Consider the following 24258-nt stretch of genomic DNA (forward strand, 5'->3'; position numbering starts at 1 on the left):
GCGCGGTCCGGGATTCCCGGGGCGCGGCTTCCCTCTGCCGTCAGTAGCCGTAACCGCCGGTTCCGCCGGACGTGCCGCCGGTGGAGCCGGAGTCACCGGCCGGGGCCTTGGCGGGGGCCTGCGCCTTCTTGCCCTGCGGCCCGGCGGCGAACCAGGTGCCTCCGACGCCCTGGCCCTTGGTGTCGCCGGGCTTGGCGTCCTTGGCGAACCGGTAGAGCGGCCAGCCGCCGAGCGTCAGCTGCTTGGAGCCGTCGGCGCGGGTGACGGTGGCCACGAGGCTCTTGTCGACGCCCTTGAGGGAGACCTGGTCGGCGGCCGTCACGGGCGGCCAGGCGGCGGCGCAGTCGCCCTCGCAGTGGGAGGCGGAGGGCTTGGCCGTGTCCTTGTCGAAGCGATAGAGGGTGAAGCCCTTGGTGTCGGTGACGACGGTGCCCAGCTTCGGGTCCTGGGCCGTGGTCAGGCCGGCGGCGCCGGCGTCGGGCTGCTGCGGCTGTTCCTTCGGTTGTTCCTGCTGCGGGCCCGGCGTGCTCTTGTCGCTCCCGCCGTACGAGGAGTCGCCCGCTCCGCAGCCCGTCGCGGTGAGCGCGAGTGCCACCGCCCCGCCGACCGCGAACAGGCCGATGCGTGCGGTCCTCCGCGCGTGTGCCGTCATGACGTCCCCTTGGTGTGCGGGTGCGGGCCGAGAGCCCCTTCCGGCCATGAGTACGCACGCGTGGGCCGCCGTGTTCACCTCCGGGGCGGGAAATCTCCGCCGGTGGCCTACCGGCGCTTCATCGCCCGGTGGCGGGCCACCCGCTCGCGGTTGCCGCACACTTCGCTGGAGCACCAGCGCCGGCGCCGCCCCCGCGAGGTGTCGAGGTAGACCAGCGGGCAGCCCTCCCCCTCGCACCGGCGCAGCCGGTTCCGCTCCGCCGGATCGGTGAGCAGCTGCACGGCGTCCCGGGCGATCTGCCCCACCAGGGCGCCGCAGTCGGGGGTTCCGGTGACGGCGCGTACGAGGTCGCCGTCGGCGCTCCGCACGACGACCGGTGCGGGCGGCGCGGTGACCGCGAGGGCGTTGACGCGCTCCAGGTCGGGGTCGGCGGCCCGGCCGTCGATCTCGGCGTGCACGACGCGGTGCAGCAGGCCGCGGGCCGCCTGGAAACGCGCCAGCCACGCCGCGTCCACGGCGTCGAGCGGGGTGCCCGGCGGCACCAGGCCCACGCCGAGCAGCCAGGCCCGTAATCGCCGGGGGCTGTCCAGCCGCTCCACCGGCTCGGCCGTGGCGACCAGGTCGAGGCACAGCCTCCCGGCGTCGAAGCGCAGGTCGTAGGAGGCCGCTGCCGACGCCATGCGCGTCCCCTTTCCACGAGTCCCTCGGCGGCGCCGCGTTCCCGGCCCCGCCCGAGCTGCCGCACCTCAGGGTGCCCCGGCCGGCCGGCCTCGAAAACCCCCGGGCCGGTCAGCTCCGCGCGGGCCCCTCGGCGTGCTCGCGCCGCCATCCTCCGGCCCTGCTGCGGCGCCGCAGCAGGGCGACGCCCGTCGCGGCGACCGCCGCCGCGAGGCCCGCGCTCATGGCCGTGATCAGCAGGGTGCGGTCCGGGCCGTCGTCGCCGGGACCGGAGGCGGCCGCGGAGGCGGCGTGGCCGGTGACGACGAGGTGGCCCGTGCGCTTGACCCGTCCGTGGTGGCTGATGACGGTGACGGGGTAGCGGCCGGCCTCCAGGCCCGCGCGGACGCGGGCCGGGCCGTAGTAGCGGGGGTCGTCGCCGTCCCCGGCCTTGCTGTCGTCGCGCCGCAGCGGCACGGGCCGCTCGAAGGCGGGCGAGGTCGCCATCAGCCGTTCCTCCTCCCCCGGATCGGGTGAGGCGTCCCTCCACAGCACGTTGACGCTGCCGCCGGCCCGGACCCGGTGCCCGTGCGGGCGGGCGTCGTCGGGCCGGCCGGAGGCGGTGAAGAACGCCGGTCCCCGCGCCCTGCCCACGTAGTCGGAGTCGCCGGGGCGGGCCGCGCGGACCTCGAGCGGCTTCTCGTCGATCCGACGCCCGTCCGGGCCGCTGAGCGCGACCTTGTACGTGCCGTCCTTGACGTCCGTCGGCAGGGCGACGAACGCGGTGAACATCCGCGGGTTGTTCCAGTGGCCGCCGGCCGGGTCGTGGGTCAGCCGCACCTTCGCTGCGAAGGCCGGCGAGGCCGCCGTGAAGACGTCGCCCCGCTCCCCCGGGTAGAGGTCGTCGAAGGACAGGGCCAGCCGCTCCCCCGGCCGCAGCACGTCGCCCGGTGTGCCCGCCAGGAACTCCGGCCGCCGCGCGGCCTTGACCTCCACCCGCTCCTTGGCCACCGCCCTGCCGCCGGCCCGGACGGTGAGGGGGTACGTACCAGGCGCCACGGTCATCGAGATCGCGGGCCGCCCGTGGTGACCGGCGCCGTCCTGGGTGTAGGGGGCCAGGCGCACGGGACGGGGGAAGACGGGCGAGGAGACGGTGACCTCGCCGGGGCCCCGTACGCCCCGCACATCGATGTCGATCAGCTCGCCGGGGCGGTTGTCGTAGGCGCCGTTGAGCAGCAGCTGCACCCCGCCCGGTCCGTCGTCGGCCGACGCGGCCGGGACCGCGCCCAGCCACAGCGCGACGACTGCCGGCACGGCGACCGCCGTCCGTGTCCAGTTCACCCGGCCACCCCCTTCGGTCCTCCTGTAAGAGGGCCGGCCGGGCCGGGCGGTTGCTCCCGGAGGGCCGTTGGAGACGACGAAGGCCCCACCGCCTCTCGGCGGTGGGGCCTTCGCCTCACATGAAACATGGGATGAGTGGAGATGGCGGGAATCGAACCCGCGTCCAACGGTGCAGAACCAGGGCTTCTCCGTGTGCAGTTCGCTGCGCTTTTCTCGGCCCCGGAGATCACGCGAACAAGTCTCCGACAGGCCCAGTCACTGTTTGATTTCCCACCAGGTCCCGTGACCGGACCTAGTGGTTTAGTTCCCTAGCTGATGCCAGGATCCGGGTCGGGAACAGCCCCGGGCTGACACTTCGCAAGTCGCTACTTAGGCAGCGAGGGCGAAGGAATCGCGCTTGGTGTTGGCGATTATTGGTTGCGACATATGGTTTACGAGATCATTGCCGCTTCCTCGACACGCTTCCCCTGCTTCGACATCCGCTGTCGAAACCGATCATCCCCATGTTGTGTTTTCAAGCTGCGCACCGGTTACCAACCGGTGTGCGGTTCGCCCATCGTACGTGACCAACGCACGAGGGTGCCAGCGTATTCCCGGGAGGGGTCAGCCCCGCTGGGCCTGCTGGGCGCGCTGACGCCTGCGGGCGGCCGCGATCGCCCGGTTCGACTCGCGCGTGTCCTGCTTCTCGCGCAGCGTCTGCCGCTTGTCGTACTCCTTCTTGCCCTTGGCCAGGGCGATCTCGACCTTGGCCCGGCCGTCCTTGAAGTAGATGGCGAGCGGCACGATGGTGTGCCCCGTCTCCTGCGACTTCGAGTCGAGCTTGTCGATCTCCGCCCGGTGCATCAGCAGCTTGCGCTTGCGGCGCGCGCTGTGGTTGGTCCACGTGCCCTGGGCGTACTCGGGGATGTGGGCCTGGTGCAGCCAGGCCTCGCCGCCGTCGATCTGCACGAAGCCGTCCACCAGCGAGGAACGACCCTGGCGCAGCGACTTCACCTCGGTGCCGGTCAGCACCATGCCGCATTCATAGGTGTCCAGAATGTGGTAATCGTGTCGCGCCTTCTTGTTCTGCGCGACCAGTTTGCGACCCGTCTTCTCTTTCTTAGTCATAGCGTCGCCATTCTCGCACTAGGACCCACCCCCGAGGCCACCCAATACTGTGCGGGCCCGCTGCTCGGCGTCGCCGCGCACGGCCAGGTCGGGGGCGATCCCGGCGCCGTCCACGCGGCGGCCGGCGGGGGTGCGGTAGTGGCCGACGGTGAGCTCGGCGACCGAGCCGTCGGGCAGCCGGCTGGGCATCTGGACGGACCCCTTGCCGAAGGTCCACGAGCCCACCACGACCGCCCGGCCGCGGTCCTGCAGCGCCCCGGCCAGCAGCTCGGCGGCGCTCATGGTGCCGCCGTCGACGAGGACGACCAGCGGCCGCCGGGTGTCCCCGCCCGGCTCCGCCCGCAGGGCCTGCTGGCGGCCGTGGACGTCGTAGGTGGCGACGAGACCGCCGTCGAGGAAGGCGGAGGCGGCGGTGGCGGCCTCGGTGACCAGCCCGCCGGAGTTGCCGCGCAGGTCCAGCACGACGCCCTCGCCGGGCGCTGCCGCGGCCACCGCCTCGCGGACCCGCTCCCCGGTGCCCTTGGTGAAGGAGGCGACCTTGACCAGGGTGGCGGGCGGCCCCGCGCCGTCACCGTCACCGATCCGCTCGACCTCGACGCTCCGGGTGACCAGCCGCTCCCGCCGCAGCGTGCGCTCCCACCGCCGCCCCCCGCGCCGCAGCTCCAGGCGTACGGACGTGCCGACGCCGTCCGGCCGGCCCCAGGCCGCCGAGGAGGACCGGCCGTCGCGGAGGCGGTCGCCGCGCAGGAGGGAGACCACCTCGGTGACCGGGCGGCCGGTGACGTCCGTGCCGTCGATGCCGACGATGCGGTCGCCGGAGGCGATGCCGGCGTGCTCCGCGGGGCTGCCGGGCACGACGCCGCCCGCCTCCATCCGGCCGTCCGGGGTGCGCCGGATGGTGAGGCCGACGCCGACGTACGCGCCGTCCAGGGCGAGCGCGAAGCCCTCGTACTCGCGGGCGCTGTAGACCGCGCCCCAGCTGTCGCCGCTGCGGCTGACCACCTCGGCGGCCGCCTCCGAGCCGGACCGGCCGTTCTGCGCGGCCGCCTCGGCGGCGGCCTCGACGGCCCGGCGGTCCACGGCGTTGCGGTCCACGGCCCGGGCGGCGGTGCGCGCGGGGGCGCCGTACGCCGGAGTCCGGCCGTCGTCGGTGTCCGCGTCGAACGCCCCGGCGGCGGCGCCCGCCGCCAGCACACCGGCGAAGACCAGTGTCAGCGCCGCTCCACGGCGCACGCGGCACTGCGGAGCGAACATCGTCGGGCCGGGCATGCGCGTGAGTCTAGGACACCGCGGGGCGCCGCATGGGGAGTTGACCGTACGACGCCCTTGGCACGTCTCACACTTTGAGGTATCTCCACAGCGCCACGAAGGCCGCCAGAGCGGGCATGAGCAGCCCGATCGCGAGCACGAGCGGGAGCTTGGCCAGTACCGCGTCCCATCCGATGAACTGAATGACGTCGATCTGATGAACCAGCCAGTTGTTCACCAGGAAGTACTGGCCGCCCACCAGCAGGACGCATGCGAAGCCCGCGCCGAGCAGCCCGGCGAACGCGGCCTCCATGATGAACGGGATCTGGATGTAGAAGCTGGAGGCGCCGACCAGCCGCATGATCCCCGTCTCTCGGCGGCGGCTGAAGGCCGAGACCCGGACCGTGTTCACGATCAGCATCAGGGCGACCACCAGCATCAGCGCCATCACGCCCAGGGCCGCGATGTTCATGCCGTTGAGGAGGTTGAGCAGCGGCTCGAGCGTCTTGCGCTGGTCCTCCACCTCCTGCACCCCGGCGCGCTGGGCGAAGGCGCTGGAGACGACCTGATACTTGGCGGGGTCGCGGAGCTTGACGCGGAAGGACTCCTGCATCTGGTCGGGGGTGAGGAAGGAGGCGATCGGCGACTTGCCGAACTGCTCCTTGTAGTGCTTGTACGCCTCGTCCGTCGTCTCGAACTGAACGTTCTGGACGATCGGCATCTGCTCCAGATCGGCCCTGATCTGCTTCTTCTGGTCCTCGGTGACCGCGCCCCGGGCGCAGGCGGGCTGGGTCTCGGCGTCGTTCTTGTTGCAGAGGTAGATCGACACGTTGACCTTGTCGTACCAGTAGCCCTTCATCGTGCCGACCTGCTCGCGCATGAGCAGGGAGCCCCCGAACAGGGCGAGCGACAGGGCGACGGAGACGATCACCGCGAAGGTCATCGTGAGATTGCGGCGGAGACCGACGCCGATCTCCGACAGGACGAACTGGGCGCGCATGGCGTCCTTTCAATGCCTACAGGGTCAATGCCCACAGTGCCGTCTGGACGGTTCAGTGCTGGTAGCCGTAGACGCCGCGCGCCTGGTCACGTACGAGACGGCCCTCTTCGAGCTCGATGACGCGCTTGCGCATCTGGTCGACGATCTGCTGGTCGTGGGTGGCCATGATCACCGTGGTCCCGGTGCGGTTGATCCGGTCCAGCAGCTTCATGATGCCGACGGACGTCTGGGGGTCCAGGTTTCCGGTCGGCTCGTCGGCGATCAGCAGCAGCGGGCGGTTGACGAACGCGCGGGCGATCGCGACCCGCTGCTGCTCGCCGCCGGAGAGCTCGCCGGGCATCCGCTCCTCCTTGCCGCCGAGCCCCACCAGCTCCAGGACCTGCGGCACGGACTTGCGGATCTCCCCGCGCGGCTTGCCGATGACCTCCAGGGCGAAGGCGACGTTCTGGCCGACGGTCTTGTTGGGCAACAGCCTGAAGTCCTGGAAGACGGTGCCCAACTGGCGGCGCATGTGGGGCACTTTCCAGTGCGACAGCCGGGCGAGATCCTTGCCCAGCACATGGACCTGGCCGTGGGTGGCGCGTTCCTCGCGCAGCAGCAGGCGCAGGAACGTGGACTTCCCGGAACCCGAGGAACCGACCAGGAAGACGAACTCGCCCTTCTCGATCTCGAGCGAGACGTCCCGGAGAGCCGGCCGGTTCTGCTTCGGGTAGGACTTGGAGACGTTGTCGAATCGGATCACAAGTGCACCACGCGTCGCCTCGTAGCGGCACGGACGCCGCCTCGTACGGCGTCCGTCGGTGTGCGTGACCCTACCGAACCGCTCGTGCACGCGCAGTGGGCATCCGGCGTTGACGCCGACGACCGCCCCATCGGGGACAAAGTCCCGGACATTCGGCCCCCATCCCGTGGTTTGGGGGACCGCCCGCGCCGAACGGCGGGAAAGCTGGCACAGTGGTAAGGGGAACCGCTCGGCTTTCTCGCGCGTTGGACGTACCGGAGGAGGAATTCGCATGACATGCGACCGACTGGTGTGCGCCAACTGCGCGGCCCCCGTCGCCGAGGGCAGGTGCCCTGTGTGCCGGGCCAGCCGTGAGCGGCTGCAGCACCAGGAAGGCGTCTTCGGCGGGCTGACGCCGGCCGCGCTGATAGCGCTGCTGGTGGCGCTCGTCGCGGTGGCCGTGCTCGCCCGCGGCTTCGCCGGGTGACGCCCCGACGCGGACATGAGCCATCGAGGCCCGGAGCGCGACAGCGCTCCGGGCCTCGATCGTGTCACCAGGGGGTACGGCCGTCAGGCGGCGGTACCGCGGTTGATCAGGCGCGGCAGCATCCGGAAGCCGATGCCACCCGCGATCATCGTCGCGGCGCCGGCCAGCAGGAAGGTCGTCTGACCGGCACCGGTCTGGGCCAGCTCGCCGGACGGCGCGGCGGAGTCGGAGGAACCGGACGAGCCGCCCTGGCTGGGCTGGCCGACCTGGGCGAGCTCCTCCTTGTCCTTGCCCTGGTCCACGGGCCGCGAGCCGGCGCTGTCGGTGCCGGTGTTGCAGTTGCCGTCGGTGTCCACGGGGCAGGTGTGGGCGTCGTCGCCGCTGCCGCCGGTCGAGCCGCTGCCGCCGGTGGCGGAGGAGCCGCTGTGGTCGTCGTCGCCGCCGGTGGAGCCGCCGCTGGTGGAACCACCGGAGGTCGAGCCACCGGAGGTGGAACCGCCGCTGGTGGAGCCGCCGCTCGTCGAGCCGCCGGAGGTCGAACCACCGCTGGTCGAGCCACCCGAGGTGGAACCGCCGGAGGTGGAGCCGCCACTGGTGGAACCACCCGAGGTGGAACCGCCGCTGGTGGAGCCGCCGGAGGTCGTCGGGTCACCACCGGTGGAGCCACCGCTGGTCGAACCGCCGGAGGTGGAGCCGCCGGAGGTCGTCGGGTCACCACCGGTGGAGCCACCGCTCGTGGAGCCGCCGCTGGTCGACGGGTCACCACCAGTGGAGCCACCGCTGGTCGAACCGCCGGAGGTGGAGCCGCCGGAGGTCGTCGGGTCACCACCGGTGGAGCCACCGCTGGTCGAGCCACCGCTCGTGGAGCCGCCGCTGGTCGACGGGTCACCACCAGTGGAGCCACCGCTGGTCGAACCGCCGGAAGTGGAGCCCCCGGAGGTCGGGGGCTGCGGGATCTCGGTCGGACCCGTGGTCGGGTCGCCGTCGGGGGCGCGGACGCCCACGTGGGCCTTCACGCCGACGCCGCCGACCTCGACGTCGACACCGGCGGCCGAGGCCGCACCCGCGGCCGTCAGGGAGGCGCCCGCGGCGATCATCGCGCCCGCGGCTATTCGCGCGACACGCAGTCGCGTCCTGTTCGTCATCTGCTGCTACCCCCAGTAGCCGATCTCGTCATTGGAGCAGCTCTCCACGGGGCGGTGGCGTCCTGGGGGCGGCGTGACTGACCGGCCGTACGACTGTCGTACCGGCCGGGCCGCTCGCCCCCCGCCACACGCGCCCCAGTGATCGCATGCCGCCCGTCAGCCTTCCCAGTTTTCCGGGCAGCGTCAAGGAAGTTACGGGCGGGTATGTCCCGCTGCGTTGGGGGTTGTTCGCAGTTGTCGGGTGAGGTTTACGCAGAGCTTTACGCGAAGATTTACTTCGCCGTCTGCTCCTGCTGCTTGCGCCAGCGGATGCCGGCCTCCAGGAAGCCGTCGATCTCGCCGTCGAGCACGGACTGCGGGTTGCCGACCTCGAACTCGGTACGCAGGTCCTTGACCATCTGGTACGGGTGCAGGACGTACGAACGCATCTGGTTGCCCCAGGAGCTGCCGCCGTCGCCCTTGAGGGCGTCCATCTTGGCGCGCTCCTCCTGGCGCTGACGCTCGAGGAGCTTGGCCTGGAGGACGTTCATCGCGGTCGCCTTGTTCTGGATCTGCGAGCGCTCGTTCTGGCAGGAGACGACGATACCGGTGGGGAGGTGCGTCAGGCGGACCGCGGAGTCGGTCGTGTTGACGCCCTGGCCGCCGGGGCCGGAGGAGCGGTAGACGTCCACGCGCAGGTCCGACTCGTCGATCTCGACGTGGTCGGTCTGCTCGACGACCGGGAGCACCTCGACGCCGGCGAAGGACGTCTGGCGGCGGCCCTGGTTGTCGAAGGGCGAGATGCGCACCAGGCGGTGCGTGCCCTGCTCGACGGAGAGCGTGCCGTAGGCGTACGGGACCTGGACGGCGAAGGTGGTCGACTTGATGCCGGCCTCTTCGGCGTACGAGGTCTCGTAGATCTCGGTCTTGTAGCCGTGGCGCTCGGCCCAGCGCAGGTACATGCGCTGCAGGCGCTCGGCGAAGTCGGAGGCGTCGACGCCGCCGGCCTCGGCGCGGATGTTGACCAGCGCCTCGCGGGAGTCGTACTCGCCGGACAGGAGGGTGCGGACCTCCATCTCGTCCAGCGCCTTGCGGACCGACGCCATCTCGGCCTCGGCCTCGGCGAGGGTGTCCGCGTCGTCCTCGGCCTCGGCGAGCTCGAAGAGCACGGCGAGGTCGTCGATGCGGCCGCGCAGGGTCTCCGCCTTGCGGACCTCGGCCTGCAGGTGCGACAGCTGGCTGGTGATCTTCTGCGCCGCGGCGGGGTCGTCCCACAGCGACGGGGCCGCCGCCTGCTCCTCGAGCACGGCGACATCGGCCCTCATCCTGTCGAGGTCCAGGACGGCCTCGATCGACCCCATGGTCGAGGAGAGGGACTTCAGCTCTTCGGATACGTCAACGACTGCCACGCACCCAGACTAACGGCTACGCGCAACATCCCGGTCCGAAGGGCGGTCCGGCGGCCGCCGCGGAGGGCCCGGAGGCGGCCCCGCGACGGCCCGGACGCCTAGCGCAGCGGGGCCACCGAGCCCTGGCCGGGGTCCTGGCCGGGCCCGGCCGGGGGCCGGGCGGGGCCGGTGCGGTGGACGCCGGGCTTGCCGCCCGGCTTGGCGTCCCCGGGGTCGGAGCCGCCGCTCGTGGCGAACCAGCCCCCCACTCCGGCGGCCGCGGCGAGCGCCACGGCCGCGGCGCCCAGCTTGATCCGGCGCCGCCGCGCGGCCTCGGCCCGGTTGCGGGCGGACCCGGCGCGCGGCTGGCCGGGCGAGCGCGGGGCGCGCGCCGTGCCGTGGGCGCCGCCCGCGAGCTCCTCGGGGCCGGGGACGCGCATGCTGGTGTGCGTGTCGCGGGACGAGTCGGAGACGCCGCCGGGCACCAGCGGGACGGCGCCGCGCCGACGCGGCTCCACGGCGCCGGGCGCGGCCGCTGCGGACTCGTACGGCCCCTCGCGCTCCGCACCCGCCGCTTCGGGCTCCTCGTCCGGCTGCTCGTCGATGTCGAGCGGCGGGATGCCGGCCAGTCCGGGCAGCATCTCGTGCAGGCGGGCGGCGAGCTCCGAGGCGCGCAGCCGGGAGGCGGGCGCCTTGGCCAGGCACTGGACGATCAGCTGCCACAGCTCGTCGGGGATGCCGGGCAGCGGCGCCACGGTCTCCGTCACGTGCCGGCGCAGCACCGCGCCCGGGTGGCCGCCGCCGAAGGGCGTGAAGCCGGCCAGCAGCTCGTAGAGGACGGTGGCCAGGGCGTAGACGTCGACGGAGGCGCGCGGCGGCAGGCCCTCGATGATCTCGGGGGCGAGGTAGTCGGGGGTGCCGATGACGCTGCGCTGGCTCGGTGAGCGGCCGCCCGCCGTGTCGCCGGAGGCCGCGGGCCGCTCGCGGGCCGGACGCGGGAAGTCCACGAGGCGGGCGATGCCGAAGTCGGTGAGCAGCGCGGGGTGCGCGCCGGCGGGGCCGAGCGGGCCCTGCATGTCGAGCAGGACGTTCTCGGGCTTGACGTCGCGGTGGATGATCCCGGCCGCGTGGGCGGCGGCGAGCGCGTCCGCGACGTCGGCCACGATGGCGACGGCCGCCTCGGGCGCCAGGCGCCGCTCGCGGTCGAGGCGCGTGCGCAGGTCCGTGCCGCGGATCAGGTCCATGACCAGGGCGAGGTCGGCGCCGTCGACGACGAGGTCGCGGACGCCGACCACGCGGGGGTGGTCCAGACCGAGGAGGGCCGCGCGCTCCTGCACGAAGCGGCCGACCAGCTCCTGGTCGGAGGCGAGGTCCTCGCGCAGGAGCTTGATGGCGACGGGCCCCTCGGGGCCTTCGCCGAGCCACACCGTCCCGGCGCTGCCGCGTCCCAGGACCTGGTGGGCGGTGTACCGGCTGCCGATCTTCCGTGCCAAGACTGTTCCCCGACTCCTCCGTCATCCGACAGACGCACTGGCGACCAAGCTACGCGTCTGACGCACCGTTGGGGACTCCGATTCGCCGCCAACCGCCACTTCTGCGGCAGAAAACACCCGTCAGGTGTCGACAAATCGACAGACATGGGGAGTCCGGCACGACGGACTATTTGGCCTCGGAACCGACGTTCGAGACCCAGTCCTTGAGGTCGGTGAACCAGTCCCAGGTCGCGTCCCAGAAGCTCTTGCCGTCGGCGACCCAGTCCTTGAGCGGGGTGAACTCCCACACCAGCCAGGAGCCCACGACCAGCACCAGGATCATGAACAGGCAGCCCTTGAGGCAGCCCAGCCCCGGGATCCGCATCGGGTTCGCGCTGCGCTGCCGCGGCGGGCGCGGCTCGCGGCGCGGAGCGGGGGCCGGCGCGGGGCCGGCGGCGGGGTGTACGGCTGCGGCTGGGGCGGCTGCGGCGTGTGGTGCCGCTGGGGCCGCCGGTCCGGGCGACCCTGCGGGGCGCGCGGCGGCGCGTACTGCTGGGGACGCGGCTGCGGCTGGGGGCCTGGGCGGGGTACTGCTGCTGCCCGTACCCCTGCTGTCCGTGCTGCTGCCCGTACTGCTGGGGCTGCTGGGGCGCGGGCCCCGGACGGCGGGCGGGACGGCGGCGCAGCGGGTCCTCGCTCGGGTCGAGGTACTGCACCTGGGTCTGGTCGTTGCGGTCGCGGGCCGCGCGCATCTGGGTCTGCCACGGGTGCGGGCTGTCGCCCTGCTGCTGGTCCGGGCGGCCCTGCGGCGGGCCCGGGGGCACGGGCGGCATGGCGCGCGTGGGGTCCCCGCCGCCGTACGCGCCGGGGCCCGCGGGCAGCACCTGCGTGGGGTCGGCGTTGGGGCCGGCGCCGTGGCCGGTGCTGTTCATCACGCTCGTCGCGGCGTTCGGGTCGTACGAGCCGGGGGCGACGGGCGGCAGCATCTGCGTGGGGTCGGCGTCGCCGGAGCCGGCCGCCGGAGCGGCGCCCAGGCCCGTGCCGGGCACCTGGGCGGGCTCGGGGTCCGGGGCGAGCAGCGCGCCGACGCCGAGGGCGGCCTCGGCCTGCGCGGGGGAGGCGTGGACGCCGACGCCCGCGGCGACCACGCGCAGGGCGCGGGCGAGGTTCTCGGCGGACGGCCGCTCCTCGGGCCGCTTGCTCAGGCAGCGCTCTATGACCGTCCACAGCGGCTCGGGGACCGTCGTGGGACGGCGCGGCTCGGCGCTCAGGTGCTGGTGGAGCACCTCCAGCGCGGTCGCGCCCGCGAACGGCGGACGGCCGGTGACCAGCTCGTACAGCAGGATGCCGGCGCCGTAGATGTCGACGGCGGAGGTCTGCGGGCGGCCCTCGGCGGACTCCGGCGCGACGTAGGCCGGGGTGCCGACGAACTCGTGGGTGCGGGTGAGGCCGGGCGAGTCGGCCAGGCGCGCGATGCCGAAGTCGGTGAGCATCGGGTGCATCTGGCCGCCGTCGTTCTTCAGCAGGACGTTGGCGGGCTTCAGGTCGCGGTGGACGATGCCGTCGGCGTGGCTGGCGGCGAGGGCGTCGGCGATCTGCGCGGTCAGCAGCGCGGCGGCGACCGGGGTGAAGGGGCCGTTCTCGCGGAGGTAGCGGTGCAGGTCCGGGCCGTCGACGAGGTCCATGACGAGCGCGAGCAGGTCGCCCTCGACCACCAGGTCGCGGGTGCGGACGATGTTCGGGTGGGTGAGCCGGAGCAGGACGGACCGCTCGCGCAGGAAGCGCATCACGACGTCCGCGTCGTTGGCCAGCTCCTCCTTGAGGACCTTGATCGCGACGGTCTCGCCGGGCTGCCCGGCCACCGCCGCCTCGGCTCCGGCCGACTCGCGCTGGCGTGCTCGCCAGACGGTGCCCGTGGCCCCGCGTCCGAGCGGCTCCTCGAGCAGGTATTTGCTGCCTACCGGCCGCACGTCATGCGCTCCCTGGTCGTGATGCGAGCTCTGTGATCCAAGCTCTCCGAGGTGTTCGGCTTCGCGCCCACTGTAGTGCCGCCTCCCGGACCGTCCGTCCGGCGAATCCGGTGGGGCTTGTGGGATAGACGCGGGGCGCGGGCGGATGGTTGCCGCGCGGCGGAGGCTCTCGTAAATAACGGCAAGAAATAGGTCGAGAGCGGACAAGCGGTTAAAGAAATCAGCCAAGGGCGACCGTGGGCTGCGAGCTTTCCCATACTCGGATGGTCGTTCAAGATCACGAATCGGCTCTCGCCGGGCGCGTCGTCGGCGGCAGGTGCGAGGATGCTCGCAGCACGGATGCGGCGGGGAGGGAGCGGGAGACCCCGCGCGAACGTGGTGACCTGTACGTGCCGACGCGCCCGTGCGCGGTGGGGGTGGCTTCAGTTCCGGCCCCGCCGCACACCCGGGGCAGGAAGGGACCGTTGACGGCGATGCAGATCCGGCTGACCGTCCTCGGGCCGCTCAGCGGCCACACCACGTGCGCCTGCGATGTGCTCGTGACCGCCCCCACGGGGACCGCCCTGGCGGCCGTGGCGAGTGGCCTCGCGACCGCCGTCGCGGCGGCCGGCTCCGACCTCGGCAGCGGTGCCGTCGTGGTCCACGCCGGCGGCGAGCGCCTCGACCCACAGCGCTGCGCGCTGGGCGAGCCACCGCTCACGGACGGCGCGGTGCTCTCGCTGGGCGCCCCCGCCGACCCCGAGCGGCACGCGGGCGTGCTCCACTCCGGCGTCCCGGAGGCGGCCGCCCGGCTGCACGTGGTCTCCGGCCCGGACGCCGGCGGCGTCCACCTGCTGCACGGCGGCGAGGTCCGCGTCGGCCGCTCGAGCTCCGCCGACATCCCCCTGGACGACCCCGACGTCTCCCGCCTGCACTGCGCGGTGACCCTCGCCGACGACGGCACCGTCACCCTGCACGACATGGGCTCCACCAACGGCACACTGCTCGACGGCGAGGCCGTGGACGGCGAGCCCGTGCCGCTGCCGGCGGGCGCCCTGCTGCGGGTCGGCGAATCCACGCTCAGCCTGCACGGCGCGGGCTCCCCCGACGGCTCGGGGCCCGGCGTCCTGCCGGCGGTCCCGGACGGCGAGGGGCACCTGCGGGTGGGGGCGACGCCGGACGCCGCCCCGGCGCAGAGCGCCTCGGGCACGCCCCCGCGCGCCGACCGGGGCGACAGTGCGCCGGGCACGGCCTACGGCGAGGGCACCTGGCGCGGCGGCCCCGGCGCGGGCCACCCCCGGCCCCTCCCGCCACCGCGCCCGCCCCGGCGGGGGCCGGCGCCACCACCAGCGCCGCCGGGTACGCCGACCTGAGCACCCCCTCCGCCCCGGCCGCGGGTCCCGAGCCGGCCGAGGGCACCGAGCCCGGCGGCAAGCGGCGCGGCCGCGGCATAGGAGCCTGGGCCCGCCGGCTGACCGGCGGGCTGACCGGGCGCGACGCCGACCGCCGCCCCGGCGACCCGGCCGTGGAGCAGCGCCCGGCCGGCGACGACCCCGCCGCGAGCGGTCCCGCCGCCTGCGGCGCGGTAGCGCTGCGCGAGCGCTGGCCGGACCCGGCGACCGTCCTGCTGACCGCCCTCGGCCCGGGACCGCGGCTGTGGGAGCGCGGCCCGGACCACCCCGACCTGCTGACCGTGCGGCTGGGCACCGCCGACCGCTACCGCCCCGACGGCGGCGGCCCGCTGCCGTCCGTGCCGGTCACGGTCGGCCTGCGCCAGGCCGGGTCGCTGGGCCTGGCCGGTCCCCGGGCACGGCTGTCCGGACTGGCCCGGTCCGTGCTCGCCCAGCTCGCCGCGCTGCACGCGCCCGCCGCGCTCGAGTACGTCCTCATCAGCGCCGACCGCGCACGCCCCGCCGAGGAGCGGCTGGCGGAGTGGTCCTGGCTGGGCTGGCTGCCGCACGCGCGGCCCGCGCACGGGCAGGACTGCCGTCTGCTGCTGGCCTACGACCGCGAGCAGGCCGAGGCCCGCACGGCCGAGCTGGTGCGCCGCCTGGACGACGGCCCCCTGGGCACCAGCTGGCCGGGCGCGTCCCCCGAGGTCGTCGCCGCGGCCGCGGGACGCCACCGCGGCCCGTACACCGTGCTGATCGTGGACGGCGACCCCGGCTCGGCGGGCCTGCGCGAGACGGTCGCCCGGCTGGCCGTGGCCGGCCCGGCGGCCGGCATCCACCTGCTGTGCCTGGCGGACGCCCCGGCCACCACGCCCTCCTCCCCGGTGTCGGCGACCCTGAAGACGGCCGCGGCGGCCTCGCCCGCCTTCCCGCACTGCGGCGCCGTCGCCCTGCTCAGCGGCGACGTGGCCACGGTCGTCCAGGTCATCCGCCAAGCCCCGGAGGCGGCCCCGGTCGCCGGCGGCCAGGGGCAGCCGGCCCAGCGGCCCGCCACGGACCGGAACACCGGCGGTGCCGAGGGCGCCGCCGGGCGGCCGGCCATCGCCGCGCTCGACGCCGTCTCCGCCGCCTGGGCCGAGCGCTTCGCCCGGGCGATGGCCCCCCTGCGGCTCGCGGACACGGCCGGGGCGTTGCAGGGCTCGCGCATCGCGGCGGCCCTGCCGCGCACCGCGCGCCTGCTGGACGAGCTGGGGCTCGCCCGCGCCACCCCCGCCTCGCTGACCGCCCGCTGGGCGGCCGCGACCGACCGGGGCGCCCGCCCCGGGGGCCGGGCCGTCGCCGTGCTGGGCGCCGGGCCGCACGGGCCGCTCACGGTCGACCTGGCGGCGGACGGCCCGCATCTGGTGGTGCACGGCGGACGCGGCAGCGGCAAGACCGAGCTGCTGCGCTCGCTCGCCGCGTCGCTGGCCGCCGCCGACCGGCCCGACCGGCTCTCGCTGGTCCTCGTCGACGGGGCGGCCGCCGAGCGCGGCGAGGGGCTGCGGGTCTGCACGGACCTGCCGCACGTCTCCACCTATCTCGCCGCCTCCGACCCGGTGCGGATGCGGGAGTTCGCCCAGGCGCTGAGCTCGGAGCTCAAGCGCCGCGCCGAGCTGCTGGGCACGCTCGACTTCTCCGGCTGGCACGAGCGCGACACCGCGGCGTCCGCGCCGTCGGTGGTGGCTCCCCGCCGCCCGGTGGAGCCCTCCTCCGGCGACCTCGAGACGCCCTCCACCGGCACCCTGAAGCTGCGCACCCAGCGCGGCGGTCCGGCCCGCACGGCCGAGACCGCGCTGCCGCGCCTGGTCGTCCTCGTCGACGACTTCGACGCCCTGGTCGCCCCCGCCCTGGGTGCCACGGGCCGGCCGGCGGCCGGTTCGGTGGTCCGGGCGCTGGAGTCCGTGGCCCGTGACGGCGAGCGGCTGGGCGTCCACCTGATCGTCGCGTCCGGCCGCCCGGACCGTACGGCCGACACGGCGGCGGTCGAACGGGCCGGGCTGCGGGCGACGCTGGAGATCGCGCCGGCCGACGCCTCCGCCGCGGAGCCGGACGGCACGGGAGCGGGCGAACCGGCCCCCGGCCGGGGCCGGCTGCAGCGCCCCGACGACGCCGCGACCATCCCCTTCCAGGCGGGCCGGGTCACCGGCCGCATCCCGCGCACGGCCACACAGCGGCCGACGGTGGTCCCGCTGGACTGGCAGCGCATGGGCGACCCGCCCACCCGGCGCCCGTTGCGCGAGCTGGGCAACGGACCGACCGATCTGGCCCTGCTGGCCAGCGCCCTGCAGCGGGCGGCCCAGTCCGCGGCCGCGCAGGCCGCCCCGCCGTTGCTGTGACCGCGCCGCCGTCGCCCCGGCTGTCGTCGCCCCCGCCGTCGCCGTGACCGCGCCGCCGTCGTGACCGCGCTGCCGTCGCCCATCTGGCAGCGCGTCACATCCCGGTCACGATCGGCTCGTTAACCCCCGAGACGGTATTGCGGTGACCTGACACCGGGCGTAGGACTGTCGCACGGGAGTGCGGCCGTATGCAGGGACAACGCACGGCGCGGCCGCCAACGGGGACCGGGCACGGGAGGTACGGGCCATGCGCAGGGCGACACGCACATCACCGACCGCATCACCGACCGCAACACCATCCACCCGCGCCATACGCGGCGCGCTCTCCCTGGTCGTGGCGGGGGGCCTGGCGCTCACCGCGGCCGGCTGCGGCGGCGATGACGGCGGGAAGAAGGGCGGCGCGAGCGGCGAACCGGTTCCCGGCAAGTCCGACGTCATCCCCCACACCGTCCAGCTCCCCAAGCTCGACGGCCAGAAGCTCAAGGTGACCGCCGTGTGGACCGGCGCCGAGCAGAAGAGCTTCACCAAGGTGCTGGACGAGTTCGCCAAGCGCACCGGCGCGGAGGTCTCGTTCGTGCCGAGCGGTGACGACATGTCGGCGTTCATCGGCTCGAAGGTCGCGGGCGGCGATCCGCCGGACGTCGCCATACTGCAGCAGCCGGGCGTGCTGCGGGAATTCGCGAAGAAGGGCTGGCTCAAGCCGCTCGGCGCCGAGGCCAACGCCCAGCTGGAGAAGAACTACGCCAAGGGCTGGCGCGACCTGGGCGCTTCCGAGGGCAAGCAGTACGGCGTGTACTTCAAGGCCGCGAACAAGTCCCTCGTCTGGTACAACACCAAGATCTTCGAGGCGGCGGGCGCCAAGGAGCCGAAGAACTGGCAGGAATTCCTGCGCACCGCACAGGCCATCGCCGACTACGGCGTCGCGCCGGTCTCGGTCGGCGGCGCGGACGGCTGGACGCTCACCGACTGGTTCGAGAACGTCTACCTCTCGCAGGCGGGCCGGGAGAAGTACGACCAGCTCACCCAGCACAAGATCAAGTGGACGGATCCGTCCGTGAAGGACGCGCTGACGACGCTGGCCCAGCTCTTCGGCACGAAGCAGCTGCTGGCGGGCGGCAACGACGGCGCGCTGCAGACGCAGTTCCCCGCCTCGGTCAGCCAGACCTTCAGCGGCGGGGAGAAGGCGAAGGCCGCCATGGTCTTCGAGGGCGACTTCTCCGTCGCCACCATCGCCGGCACCAAGGCGAAGATCGGTACGGACGCCAAGGTCTTCCCCTTCCCCGCCGTGGGCAGCCGCTCCCCGGTGGTGACCGGCGGGGACGTGGGCGTGGCGCTGAAGGACGGGCAGGCCGCCCAGGCGCTGCTGACCTTCCTGGCCTCCCCGGACGCGGCGGGGATCTGGGCGAAGGACGGCGGCTTCGTCTCGCCGAACAAGAACCTGCCGCTGACCGTCTACCCCGACCAGGTGATGGGTTCCATCGCCAAGGCGGTGGTGGCGGCGGGCGACGACTTCCGCTTCGACATGTCCGACCAGGCTCCCGCCGCGTTCGGCGGCAAGCCGGGGCAGGGCGAGTGGAAGCAGCTGCAGGACTTCCTGCGCAACCCCAAGGACGTGGAGGGCACCCAGCAACGGCTGGAGACCGACGCGGCCAAGGCCTTCACGGGCTGACGGGGCCACCGCCGTGACCTCCGCGACCGCTCCCCCGCCCGCGGCCGGGAAGCGCCCGGCGGCCAGGACCCGGAGCGTGCTCGGCACGCGCCCGTGGATCGCCGCCTGCTTCCTGCTGCCCGCGCTGGCCCTGCTCGGCGCCCTCGTCGTCTACCCCATCGGCTACTCCGTCTACCGCAGCCTCTTCGACGCCTCCGGCGACGGCTTCGTCGGCGTCGACAATTACCAGGAGGTCTTCACCGACGACCGGATCCGCACGGCCCTGAAGAACAACGTCGTCTGGGTCGTCGTGGCGCCGGCCGTGGCCACCGCCCTGGGCCTGATCTTCGCCGTGCTCACCGAACGGGTGCGCTGGGGCACGGCGTTCAAGCTGGTCGTCTTCATGCCCATGGCCATCTCGATGCTCGCCGCCGGCATCATATTCCGGCTGGTGTACGAGCAGAACCCGGACCGCGGCGTCGCCAACGCGGTCTGGGTCGGCATCCACGACACGTTCGCGGCCCCCGCGCCCTACCCGGGGGCACGGCCCCGGCCGGCGGGCGAGCTGGCGGCGAGCGACGGCGGTTCGTACACCACCCGGGGCGTGGTGCGGGCGGGCACGGCCGTCGCGCTGCCGCTGGTGGCCGTGAAGCCGGAGGACGTCGGCGGCGCGAAGGAGGCGATCCCCGCGCGGGACGTGGCGGGCAAGGTCACCGGCACCGTGTGGATGGACTTCACCCGGGGCGGCGGCGGTACCGCCGGGAAGATCGACGCGGGCGAGAAGGCGCTCGCGGGGGTGACGGTGGAGGCCGTCAAGGACGGCCGCACGGTGGCCTCGGCCACGACCGACCCGGACGGGACCTTCACGCTGCCCCCGGCGGCGGACGGCGCCCGGCTGCGGCTGCCCGCCGCGAACTTCGCCACCGCCTACAACGGGGTGGACTGGCTGGGGCCCACCCTGGTGACGCCGTCCATCATCGGCGCCTACATCTGGATGTGGGCGGGCTTCGCCATGGTCCTCATCGCGGCGGGCCTGGCGGGCGTGCCCCGGGAACTGCTGGAGGCGGCGCGGGTGGACGGCGCGAACGAGTGGCAGGTCTTCCGGCGGGTGACCGTGCCGCTGCTGGCGCCGGTGCTGGCGGTCGTGGTCGTCACGCTCATGATCAATGTGCTGAAGATCTTCGACCTCGTCTACATCATCGCCCCCGGCTCCAGCCTCGACAACGCCAACGTGCTGGCCCTGCAGCTCTACCAGTCCTCCTTCGGCACGAACGTCAACCAGGGCGTGGGCAGCGCCATCGCCGTCTTCCTGCTGCTGCTCGTCCTGCCGGTGGTGGTCGTCAACGTCCGGCGGATCCGCAGGGAGAAGGAGGGCCGGCGATGAGCACCACGCGCGTCACCCCGACCGCGAACACGGTCGTACGGGCCGAGCAGTCGCTGCCGGCCCGCATAGCCGCCCGGCTTGGCGGCGGCCTGCTGCGGGTCTTCCTCGTCGTGGTGGGGCTGTTCTGGCTGATGCCCACGGTGGGGCTGCTGCTCTCCTCGCTCCGCGACAAGTCGGACATCGCGGCGTCGGGCTGGTGGCAGGTCTTCGCCCACCCGGCCCAGCTCACGACGGAGAGCTACAACACCCTCTTCGCCAACGACAAGGTCATGCATTCCCTGCTGACCACCGCCCTGATCACCGTTCCGGCGACCGCGCTCGTGATCCTGATCGGCGCGCTCGCGGGATACGCCTTCGCCTGGCTGGACTTCCCCGGCCGGGACTGGTGGTTCATGGTGGTCGTGGGGCTGCTGGTGGTGCCCGTCCAGGTCGCCCTCATTCCGGTGGCCAAGCTCTTCAACACCCTGGGCATCTTCGAGTCCACGGTGGGCGTCGTCCTCTTCCACACCGCCTTCGGCCTGCCCTTCGCGGTGTTCCTGCTGCGCAACTTCTTCGCGGAGATACCGCGCGAGCTGCTGGAGGCGGCCCGGCTGGACGGGGCGGGCGAGCTGCGGCTGTTCACCCGGGTGGTGCTGCCGCTGGGCGGACCGGCCATCGCCTCGCTGGGCATCTTCCAGTTCCTGTGGGTGTGGAACGACATGCTGGTCGCGCTGATCTTCGCGGACAGTGGCAACCCGCCGATCACCGTCGCCCTGCAGCAGCAGGTCCGTCAGTTCGGCGACAACGTCGACATCCTCGCCTCGGGCGCGTTCCTGTCGATGATCGTGCCGCTCGGCGTCTTCTTCGCCTTCCAGCGCCAGTTCGTGAGCGGGGTGATGGCCGGCGCCGTCAAGTGAACCGGCGGCCCACCGCCCCTGCTAGCGGCGCATGTAGAGCGACACGGCGCCGCCGCGCACGAACACGGTGGACTCCTCCCGGTACAGCGCGCCCAGCGCGGTCGTCTTGGCGAACTCCTCGCGCTGGGCGCGGAACCACGGCGTGCCCACGGTGGTCGTATCGGCCACCACCCACACCCGCTGCCGCGCGGGCAGCCCCCGCAGCCGGGCCCTCAGCTCGTCCGTCCCGACCTCCTTCCCGAAGAGGGTGCCGGAGGCGGCGGGCGTCCTCTTGAGCGTGAGGTCGCGCAGCCCGGTGAAGTCGCGCGGGTAAGCCAGGGATATCCGGCGCTCGTGCAGCGGGAGGAACAGCACCGCGTCCCCCGGCCGGGCCACGCGGCCGACCGCGGAGGCGACGCGGGCGAGCTCGTCGCCCCGGCTGCCCGGCAGCCGCTCCCGTTCGTGGAAGGGCAGCTGCCAGACGAAGGCCAGGACGATGGCCGCGACGCCTGCCGCCGTCGCCACCCGCCGCCACGGCAGGAGGCCGAGCAGCCGCTCGGCGCCGGCGGCGGCGAGCAGCGGCAGCCCGGCGAGGCAGAAGAGCAGATAGCGGTCGAGGAAGAGCGGCTGCCGCTGGGACGCGGCGTAGAGCAGCACGGGCGGGACGAGGACCAGGGGCAGGGCCACCGCGGTCAGCCCGAGCGGCCCCTTGCGGGGCAGGGGGGCGACGATCGCGACGGCCGCCAGGAGCAGCGTGACCACCACGACGGCCTCGCCGGGCCCCGCGAAGGCGTACAGCAGCGCCCTGGCCTGTTCGTAGCCCGGGGTGCGGATCCACGAGACCTGTTCGCTCTGCCGGCGCGAGAGCACGGCCAGCGGCGCCAGCAGCCCGCAGGCGGCCACCGCCGCGCAGCCCCAGCCGCGCCACACCCGCCCGGGAACCCGGGAGACCAGCAGGGTCACGGCGTGGGCGGCCAGCAGCAGGACGGCGAACTCGTGGAGCAGCGCCGTGACCGCGACCACCGCGCCGTAACCGGCCCAGCGCCCGTACCGGGGCGGCCCGCCGTCCTCCCCCGGCGTCCCTTCGACGGCCCGTATCAGCAGGCAGGTGGCCAGCGCGGCCCCCGCCGCGACCAGGGCGTACGAGCGGCCCTCCTGGGCGTAGTGGCTGACGAACGGGGTGACCGCGTACAGCAGTCCCGCCCACAGGCCCACCCGGGGCCGGGCCAGGCGGCGGCCGAGGGCGGCGACCAGAGCGGCGGTGGCCGCGGCCGCCACCACGGACGGCAGCCGCAGCGTCGTCTCCCCCGCGCCCAGGGCCGCCAGAGGGTGCATCAGCAGGTAGTACAGGCCGTGGACGGCGTCGACGTCCTCGAGCAGGCGCCGGATCTCCGGCAGCGAGCGGCGCGCCACCTGGAGGGTGGCCGCCTCGTCCCGCCACATGGTGCCCCGGTCCAGCCCCCACAGGCCGAGGACGAGCATGACGGCGGCCGGTACGACGGTCGCGAGCGGCGCGGCTCCGGCCCACCCCCGTCGCGCCGCCGCGGCCGTCGCGGGCCGCTCCCACGCCCGTTCGTCCTCCCGTTCGTTCTCCCGTTCCCGCGTCCGTTCGTGTTCCCGTTCCCTCACCATGCGCGCCCCTCCCCTGCGCCGGTCCTTCGACGGCCCGTCCGGCCACGCGGACGAGCAGAATGCCCTGATTGACACTACTTATTCGATAAGACTGTGTTTTGTGACAGTGAACGGGAGCGGAATCCTCACCGCACGGGTCGGCGTGATCGTCATCGGCTACAACGACGCCGCGCACATCGGTCACGCCGTACGCTCCGCCCTCGCCCAGGGCCCGGCCGTCGCCGAGGTCATCGCCGTGAACGACGCCTCCACCGACCGCACCCGCGCCGTCCTGGACCGCATCGCCGCCGGCGAGCCACGCCTGAGGGTCATCCACCGCCCCGTCAACAGCGGCGGCTGCGGCACCCCCCGCAACGACGGCGTCCGCGCGGCCACCGCCCCCTATGTGATGTTCCTGGACAGCGACGACGTCCTGCCCCACGGCGCGGCCGCCGCGCTCCTGGACGCGGCGCTGCGGCACGACGCCGCCGTGGCGGCCGGGCTGTGCGTGCGCCGGGAGCTCCCCCGGCGGCGCGACACCCCCTGGCAGGCCCCCCTCTACCGGCGGCCCGCCGTCCACGACTGCCCCGAGCGGCACCCGGCGCTGCTGCGCGACACCCTCTGCGTCAACAAGCTCTACGCCCGCGCCTTCCTCGCCGGGCACGGCATCGCCTTCCCCGAAGGGGCCTTCCGCTACGAGGACTTCGTCTTCACCGCCCGGGTCCTGGCGGCCGCCCCCCGGGTGGCGACCGTCCCCGACACCGTCTACATCTGGCACGTGCGGCGGGACGCGGACCGCCCGTCGATCTCCCTCGACCGTGAGCGCGTCTCCAACTGGCAGGCCCGCGTCCGCGCCCACCAGCACAGCGTGGAGGTCTTCCGCGAGGCCGGCAGCGCACCGCTGGCCCACGCCGCGCGGGTGAAGTTCCTCGACCACGACCTGCGCATGTACGTCCGGGAGCTGCCCGGCCACGGGCCCGGCTACCGCCGCGCCTGGTGGCGCGTGGCCCGCGACTGCCTGGCCTCCTACGACGAGGCCGACCTGTGCGCCGCCCGCGCCCCGGCGCGCTGGATCGCCCGGGTCGTGCTGGCCACGGCGACGCCCCGCGACCTGGACCGCCTCGCCCAGCTCGCCGCCCGCCCCGCCCGGCTGCTCCCTCCGTACGCCGAAGTGGCGGGCCGGGCGGTCTGGGCGACGGACCTGCCGCAGGTCCTCCTCGACGGCCTCACCGGCTCCGGCGCCAAACCCGCCCGCCGGCTGCCGGTCACCGTGGACGCCGAGCTGCGCCCACGGACGGGCGCCCGCACCGAGCTGCGCCTGTGCGTCCACGACCTCTACGGGCGCCTGACGGCGGCCCGCCCGCACACCGTCGACATCGAACTCCGGCTCAGGGACGGCAAGGCCGTCCTCGAACACACCGTCCCGCTGGCCGCCGACGACTCCATGTGGGGAGCGGAGCTGAACCTCGACCTCGCCGAGCTGGCGCGGCGGGGCCGGCGCCCCGCCGACGCCCCGCAGGCCTGGGACATCCGCGTGCGCATCCACTGCACCCACGGCGGCATCCTGCGGGCCGCCGTGCGGGCGGCCGGCGACGACATGCGGCCGGTCGCGCTGCCCAGCGCCCGGCACGGACTGCTGCTGGCACAGCCCTACGCCACCGGCGGGGGATCGCTCGCCCTGCGGCTCGCGCCCGGCGTGCGGTGCGCCACCGGCGTCGCCCTGCGCAGGCTGCGCCGCCGGGTCCGTCAGAGCACGCCCTGGTAGGACACGCCCCGGGTCGGCGGCACCTCGCGCCGGCACGGCCACCCCGCACCGCGCGCACACCGC

Annotated in this window: 18 protein-coding genes, 1 other RNA gene and 1 pseudogene; 7 read left to right on the forward strand and 13 right to left on the reverse strand. The window is 74.1% G+C overall.

Features of this window, described 5'->3' with window-relative positions; genetic code table 11:
- Positions 1 to 40 precede the first annotated feature (40 nt).
- From J1792_RS35670 to ftsE, 8 genes are all read right to left on the reverse strand, one after another.
- Positions 41 to 652, reverse strand: a complete 612-nt coding sequence (locus J1792_RS35670; RefSeq protein WP_086567854.1) for a hypothetical protein — start codon at positions 650 to 652, stop codon at positions 41 to 43.
- A gap of 107 nt (positions 653 to 759) precedes the next feature.
- The gene (locus J1792_RS02165) at positions 760 to 1332 is read right to left on the reverse strand and encodes a CGNR zinc finger domain-containing protein (RefSeq protein ID WP_086567853.1); all 573 of its coding nucleotides are present in this window, start codon (positions 1330 to 1332) and stop codon (positions 760 to 762) included.
- A 109-nt stretch (positions 1333 to 1441) separates the two neighbouring features.
- Complete coding sequence (locus J1792_RS02170) at positions 1442 to 2650, reverse strand: hypothetical protein (protein WP_086567851.1); 1209 nt, start codon at positions 2648 to 2650, stop codon at positions 1442 to 1444.
- A gap of 133 nt (positions 2651 to 2783) precedes the next feature.
- Positions 2784 to 3153: a transfer-messenger RNA gene (gene ssrA / locus J1792_RS02175) on the reverse strand.
- 100 nt (positions 3154 to 3253) lie between these two features.
- Positions 3254 to 3757: an SsrA-binding protein SmpB gene (gene smpB, locus J1792_RS02180; RefSeq protein WP_086567849.1), complete on the reverse strand. Its 504-nt coding sequence runs from the start codon at positions 3755 to 3757 to the stop codon at positions 3254 to 3256.
- Positions 3758 to 3775: 18 nt separating this feature from the next.
- Positions 3776 to 5026 (reverse strand): S41 family peptidase, encoded by a 1251-nt coding sequence (locus J1792_RS02185; protein WP_086567848.1) that lies wholly within the window; start codon positions 5024 to 5026, stop codon positions 3776 to 3778.
- A gap of 67 nt (positions 5027 to 5093) precedes the next feature.
- Positions 5094 to 6005, reverse strand: coding sequence for a permease-like cell division protein FtsX (gene ftsX / locus J1792_RS02190; protein WP_086567846.1), 912 nt, complete (start codon positions 6003 to 6005; stop codon positions 5094 to 5096).
- 52 nt (positions 6006 to 6057) lie between these two features.
- Complete coding sequence (ftsE, locus tag J1792_RS02195; RefSeq protein WP_086567844.1) at positions 6058 to 6747, reverse strand: cell division ATP-binding protein FtsE; 690 nt, start codon at positions 6745 to 6747, stop codon at positions 6058 to 6060.
- Between the two features lie 271 nt (positions 6748 to 7018).
- Here ftsE and J1792_RS02200 point away from each other — a divergent pair, with 271 nt between their 5' ends.
- Complete coding sequence (locus J1792_RS02200) at positions 7019 to 7213, forward strand: hypothetical protein (protein ID WP_086567842.1); 195 nt, start codon at positions 7019 to 7021, stop codon at positions 7211 to 7213.
- A gap of 83 nt (positions 7214 to 7296) precedes the next feature.
- Here the strand turns inward: J1792_RS02200 and J1792_RS02205 are convergent, their stop codons facing one another.
- From J1792_RS02205 to J1792_RS02220, 4 genes and pseudogenes are all read right to left on the reverse strand, one after another.
- Positions 7297 to 8358 (reverse strand): hypothetical protein, encoded by a 1062-nt coding sequence (locus J1792_RS02205; RefSeq protein WP_086567840.1) that lies wholly within the window; start codon positions 8356 to 8358, stop codon positions 7297 to 7299.
- A 272-nt stretch (positions 8359 to 8630) separates the two neighbouring features.
- On the reverse strand, positions 8631 to 9746 hold the full coding sequence (gene prfB, locus J1792_RS02210) for a peptide chain release factor 2 (protein WP_086567839.1): 1116 nt from the start codon (positions 9744 to 9746) through the stop codon (positions 8631 to 8633).
- Positions 9747 to 9844: 98 nt separating this feature from the next.
- Positions 9845 to 11218: a serine/threonine-protein kinase gene (locus J1792_RS02215; RefSeq protein ID WP_207246577.1), complete on the reverse strand. Its 1374-nt coding sequence runs from the start codon at positions 11216 to 11218 to the stop codon at positions 9845 to 9847.
- A 166-nt stretch (positions 11219 to 11384) separates the two neighbouring features.
- Positions 11385 to 13167 (reverse strand): annotated as a pseudogene (locus J1792_RS02220) (serine/threonine-protein kinase).
- A gap of 473 nt (positions 13168 to 13640) precedes the next feature.
- On the opposite strand from J1792_RS02220, the gene J1792_RS35300 reads away from it, so the two are divergent.
- The 5 genes from J1792_RS35300 (at position 13641) to J1792_RS02240 (ending at position 20840) form a co-directional block, all read left to right on the forward strand.
- Positions 13641 to 14519, forward strand: coding sequence for an FHA domain-containing protein (locus J1792_RS35300; RefSeq protein ID WP_307842936.1), 879 nt, complete (start codon positions 13641 to 13643; stop codon positions 14517 to 14519).
- 152 nt (positions 14520 to 14671) lie between these two features.
- A complete protein-coding gene (locus tag J1792_RS02225) occupies positions 14672 to 16912 on the forward strand; it encodes an FtsK/SpoIIIE domain-containing protein (protein ID WP_307842884.1) in 2241 nt (746 codons plus the stop codon).
- A 247-nt stretch (positions 16913 to 17159) separates the two neighbouring features.
- Entirely contained in the window at positions 17160 to 18581 is a 1422-nt protein-coding gene (locus tag J1792_RS02230) for an ABC transporter substrate-binding protein (RefSeq protein WP_086566060.1), read from the forward strand.
- A gap of 76 nt (positions 18582 to 18657) precedes the next feature.
- Positions 18658 to 19944 carry a carbohydrate ABC transporter permease gene (locus J1792_RS02235; RefSeq protein ID WP_242705026.1) on the forward strand — a complete coding sequence of 429 codons (1287 nt, stop codon included), beginning with the start codon at positions 18658 to 18660 and terminating at the stop codon, positions 19942 to 19944.
- Positions 19941 to 20840, forward strand: a complete 900-nt coding sequence (locus J1792_RS02240) for a carbohydrate ABC transporter permease (RefSeq protein ID WP_086566062.1) — start codon at positions 19941 to 19943, stop codon at positions 20838 to 20840. Before J1792_RS02235 ends, J1792_RS02240 begins: the two co-directional genes overlap by 4 nt.
- A 21-nt stretch (positions 20841 to 20861) precedes the next feature.
- On the opposite strand, the gene J1792_RS02245 is transcribed toward J1792_RS02240, so the two are convergent.
- Complete coding sequence (locus tag J1792_RS02245; protein ID WP_207246578.1) at positions 20862 to 22451, reverse strand: glycosyltransferase family 39 protein; 1590 nt, start codon at positions 22449 to 22451, stop codon at positions 20862 to 20864.
- Between the two features lie 100 nt (positions 22452 to 22551).
- On the opposite strand from J1792_RS02245, the gene J1792_RS02250 reads away from it, so the two are divergent.
- Positions 22552 to 24195 (forward strand): glycosyltransferase family 2 protein, encoded by a 1644-nt coding sequence (locus J1792_RS02250; protein ID WP_307842885.1) that lies wholly within the window; start codon positions 22552 to 22554, stop codon positions 24193 to 24195.
- Positions 24196 to 24258 lie beyond the last annotated feature (63 nt).

It is taken from the genome of Streptomyces triculaminicus, assembly GCF_017349075.1.
Lineage (GTDB): Bacteria > Actinomycetota > Actinomycetes > Streptomycetales > Streptomycetaceae > Streptomyces > Streptomyces triculaminicus.

What these genes read in the sequence shown, in the direction of transcription:
- J1792_RS35670 (WP_086567854.1), bottom strand. Translation starts at nt 652, where the DNA reads ATGACGGCACACGCGCGGAGGACCGCACGCATCGGCCTGTTCGCGGTC.
- J1792_RS02165 (WP_086567853.1), bottom strand. Translation starts at nt 1,332, where the DNA reads ATGGCGTCGGCAGCGGCCTCCTACGACCTGCGCTTCGACGCCGGGAGG.
- smpB (WP_086567849.1), bottom strand. Translation starts at nt 3,757, where the DNA reads ATGACTAAGAAAGAGAAGACGGGTCGCAAACTGGTCGCGCAGAACAAG.
- J1792_RS02185 (WP_086567848.1), bottom strand. Translation starts at nt 5,026, where the DNA reads ATGCCCGGCCCGACGATGTTCGCTCCGCAGTGCCGCGTGCGCCGTGGA.
- ftsX (WP_086567846.1), bottom strand. Translation starts at nt 6,005, where the DNA reads ATGCGCGCCCAGTTCGTCCTGTCGGAGATCGGCGTCGGTCTCCGCCGC.
- J1792_RS02200 (WP_086567842.1), top strand. Translation starts at nt 7,019, where the DNA reads ATGACATGCGACCGACTGGTGTGCGCCAACTGCGCGGCCCCCGTCGCC.
- J1792_RS02205 (WP_086567840.1), bottom strand. Translation starts at nt 8,358, where the DNA reads ATGACGAACAGGACGCGACTGCGTGTCGCGCGAATAGCCGCGGGCGCG.
- J1792_RS35300 (WP_307842936.1), top strand. Translation starts at nt 13,641, where the DNA reads ATGCAGATCCGGCTGACCGTCCTCGGGCCGCTCAGCGGCCACACCACG.
- J1792_RS02230 (WP_086566060.1), top strand. Translation starts at nt 17,160, where the DNA reads ATGCGCAGGGCGACACGCACATCACCGACCGCATCACCGACCGCAACA.
- J1792_RS02240 (WP_086566062.1), top strand. Translation starts at nt 19,941, where the DNA reads ATGAGCACCACGCGCGTCACCCCGACCGCGAACACGGTCGTACGGGCC.
- J1792_RS02245 (WP_207246578.1), bottom strand. Translation starts at nt 22,451, where the DNA reads ATGGTGAGGGAACGGGAACACGAACGGACGCGGGAACGGGAGAACGAA.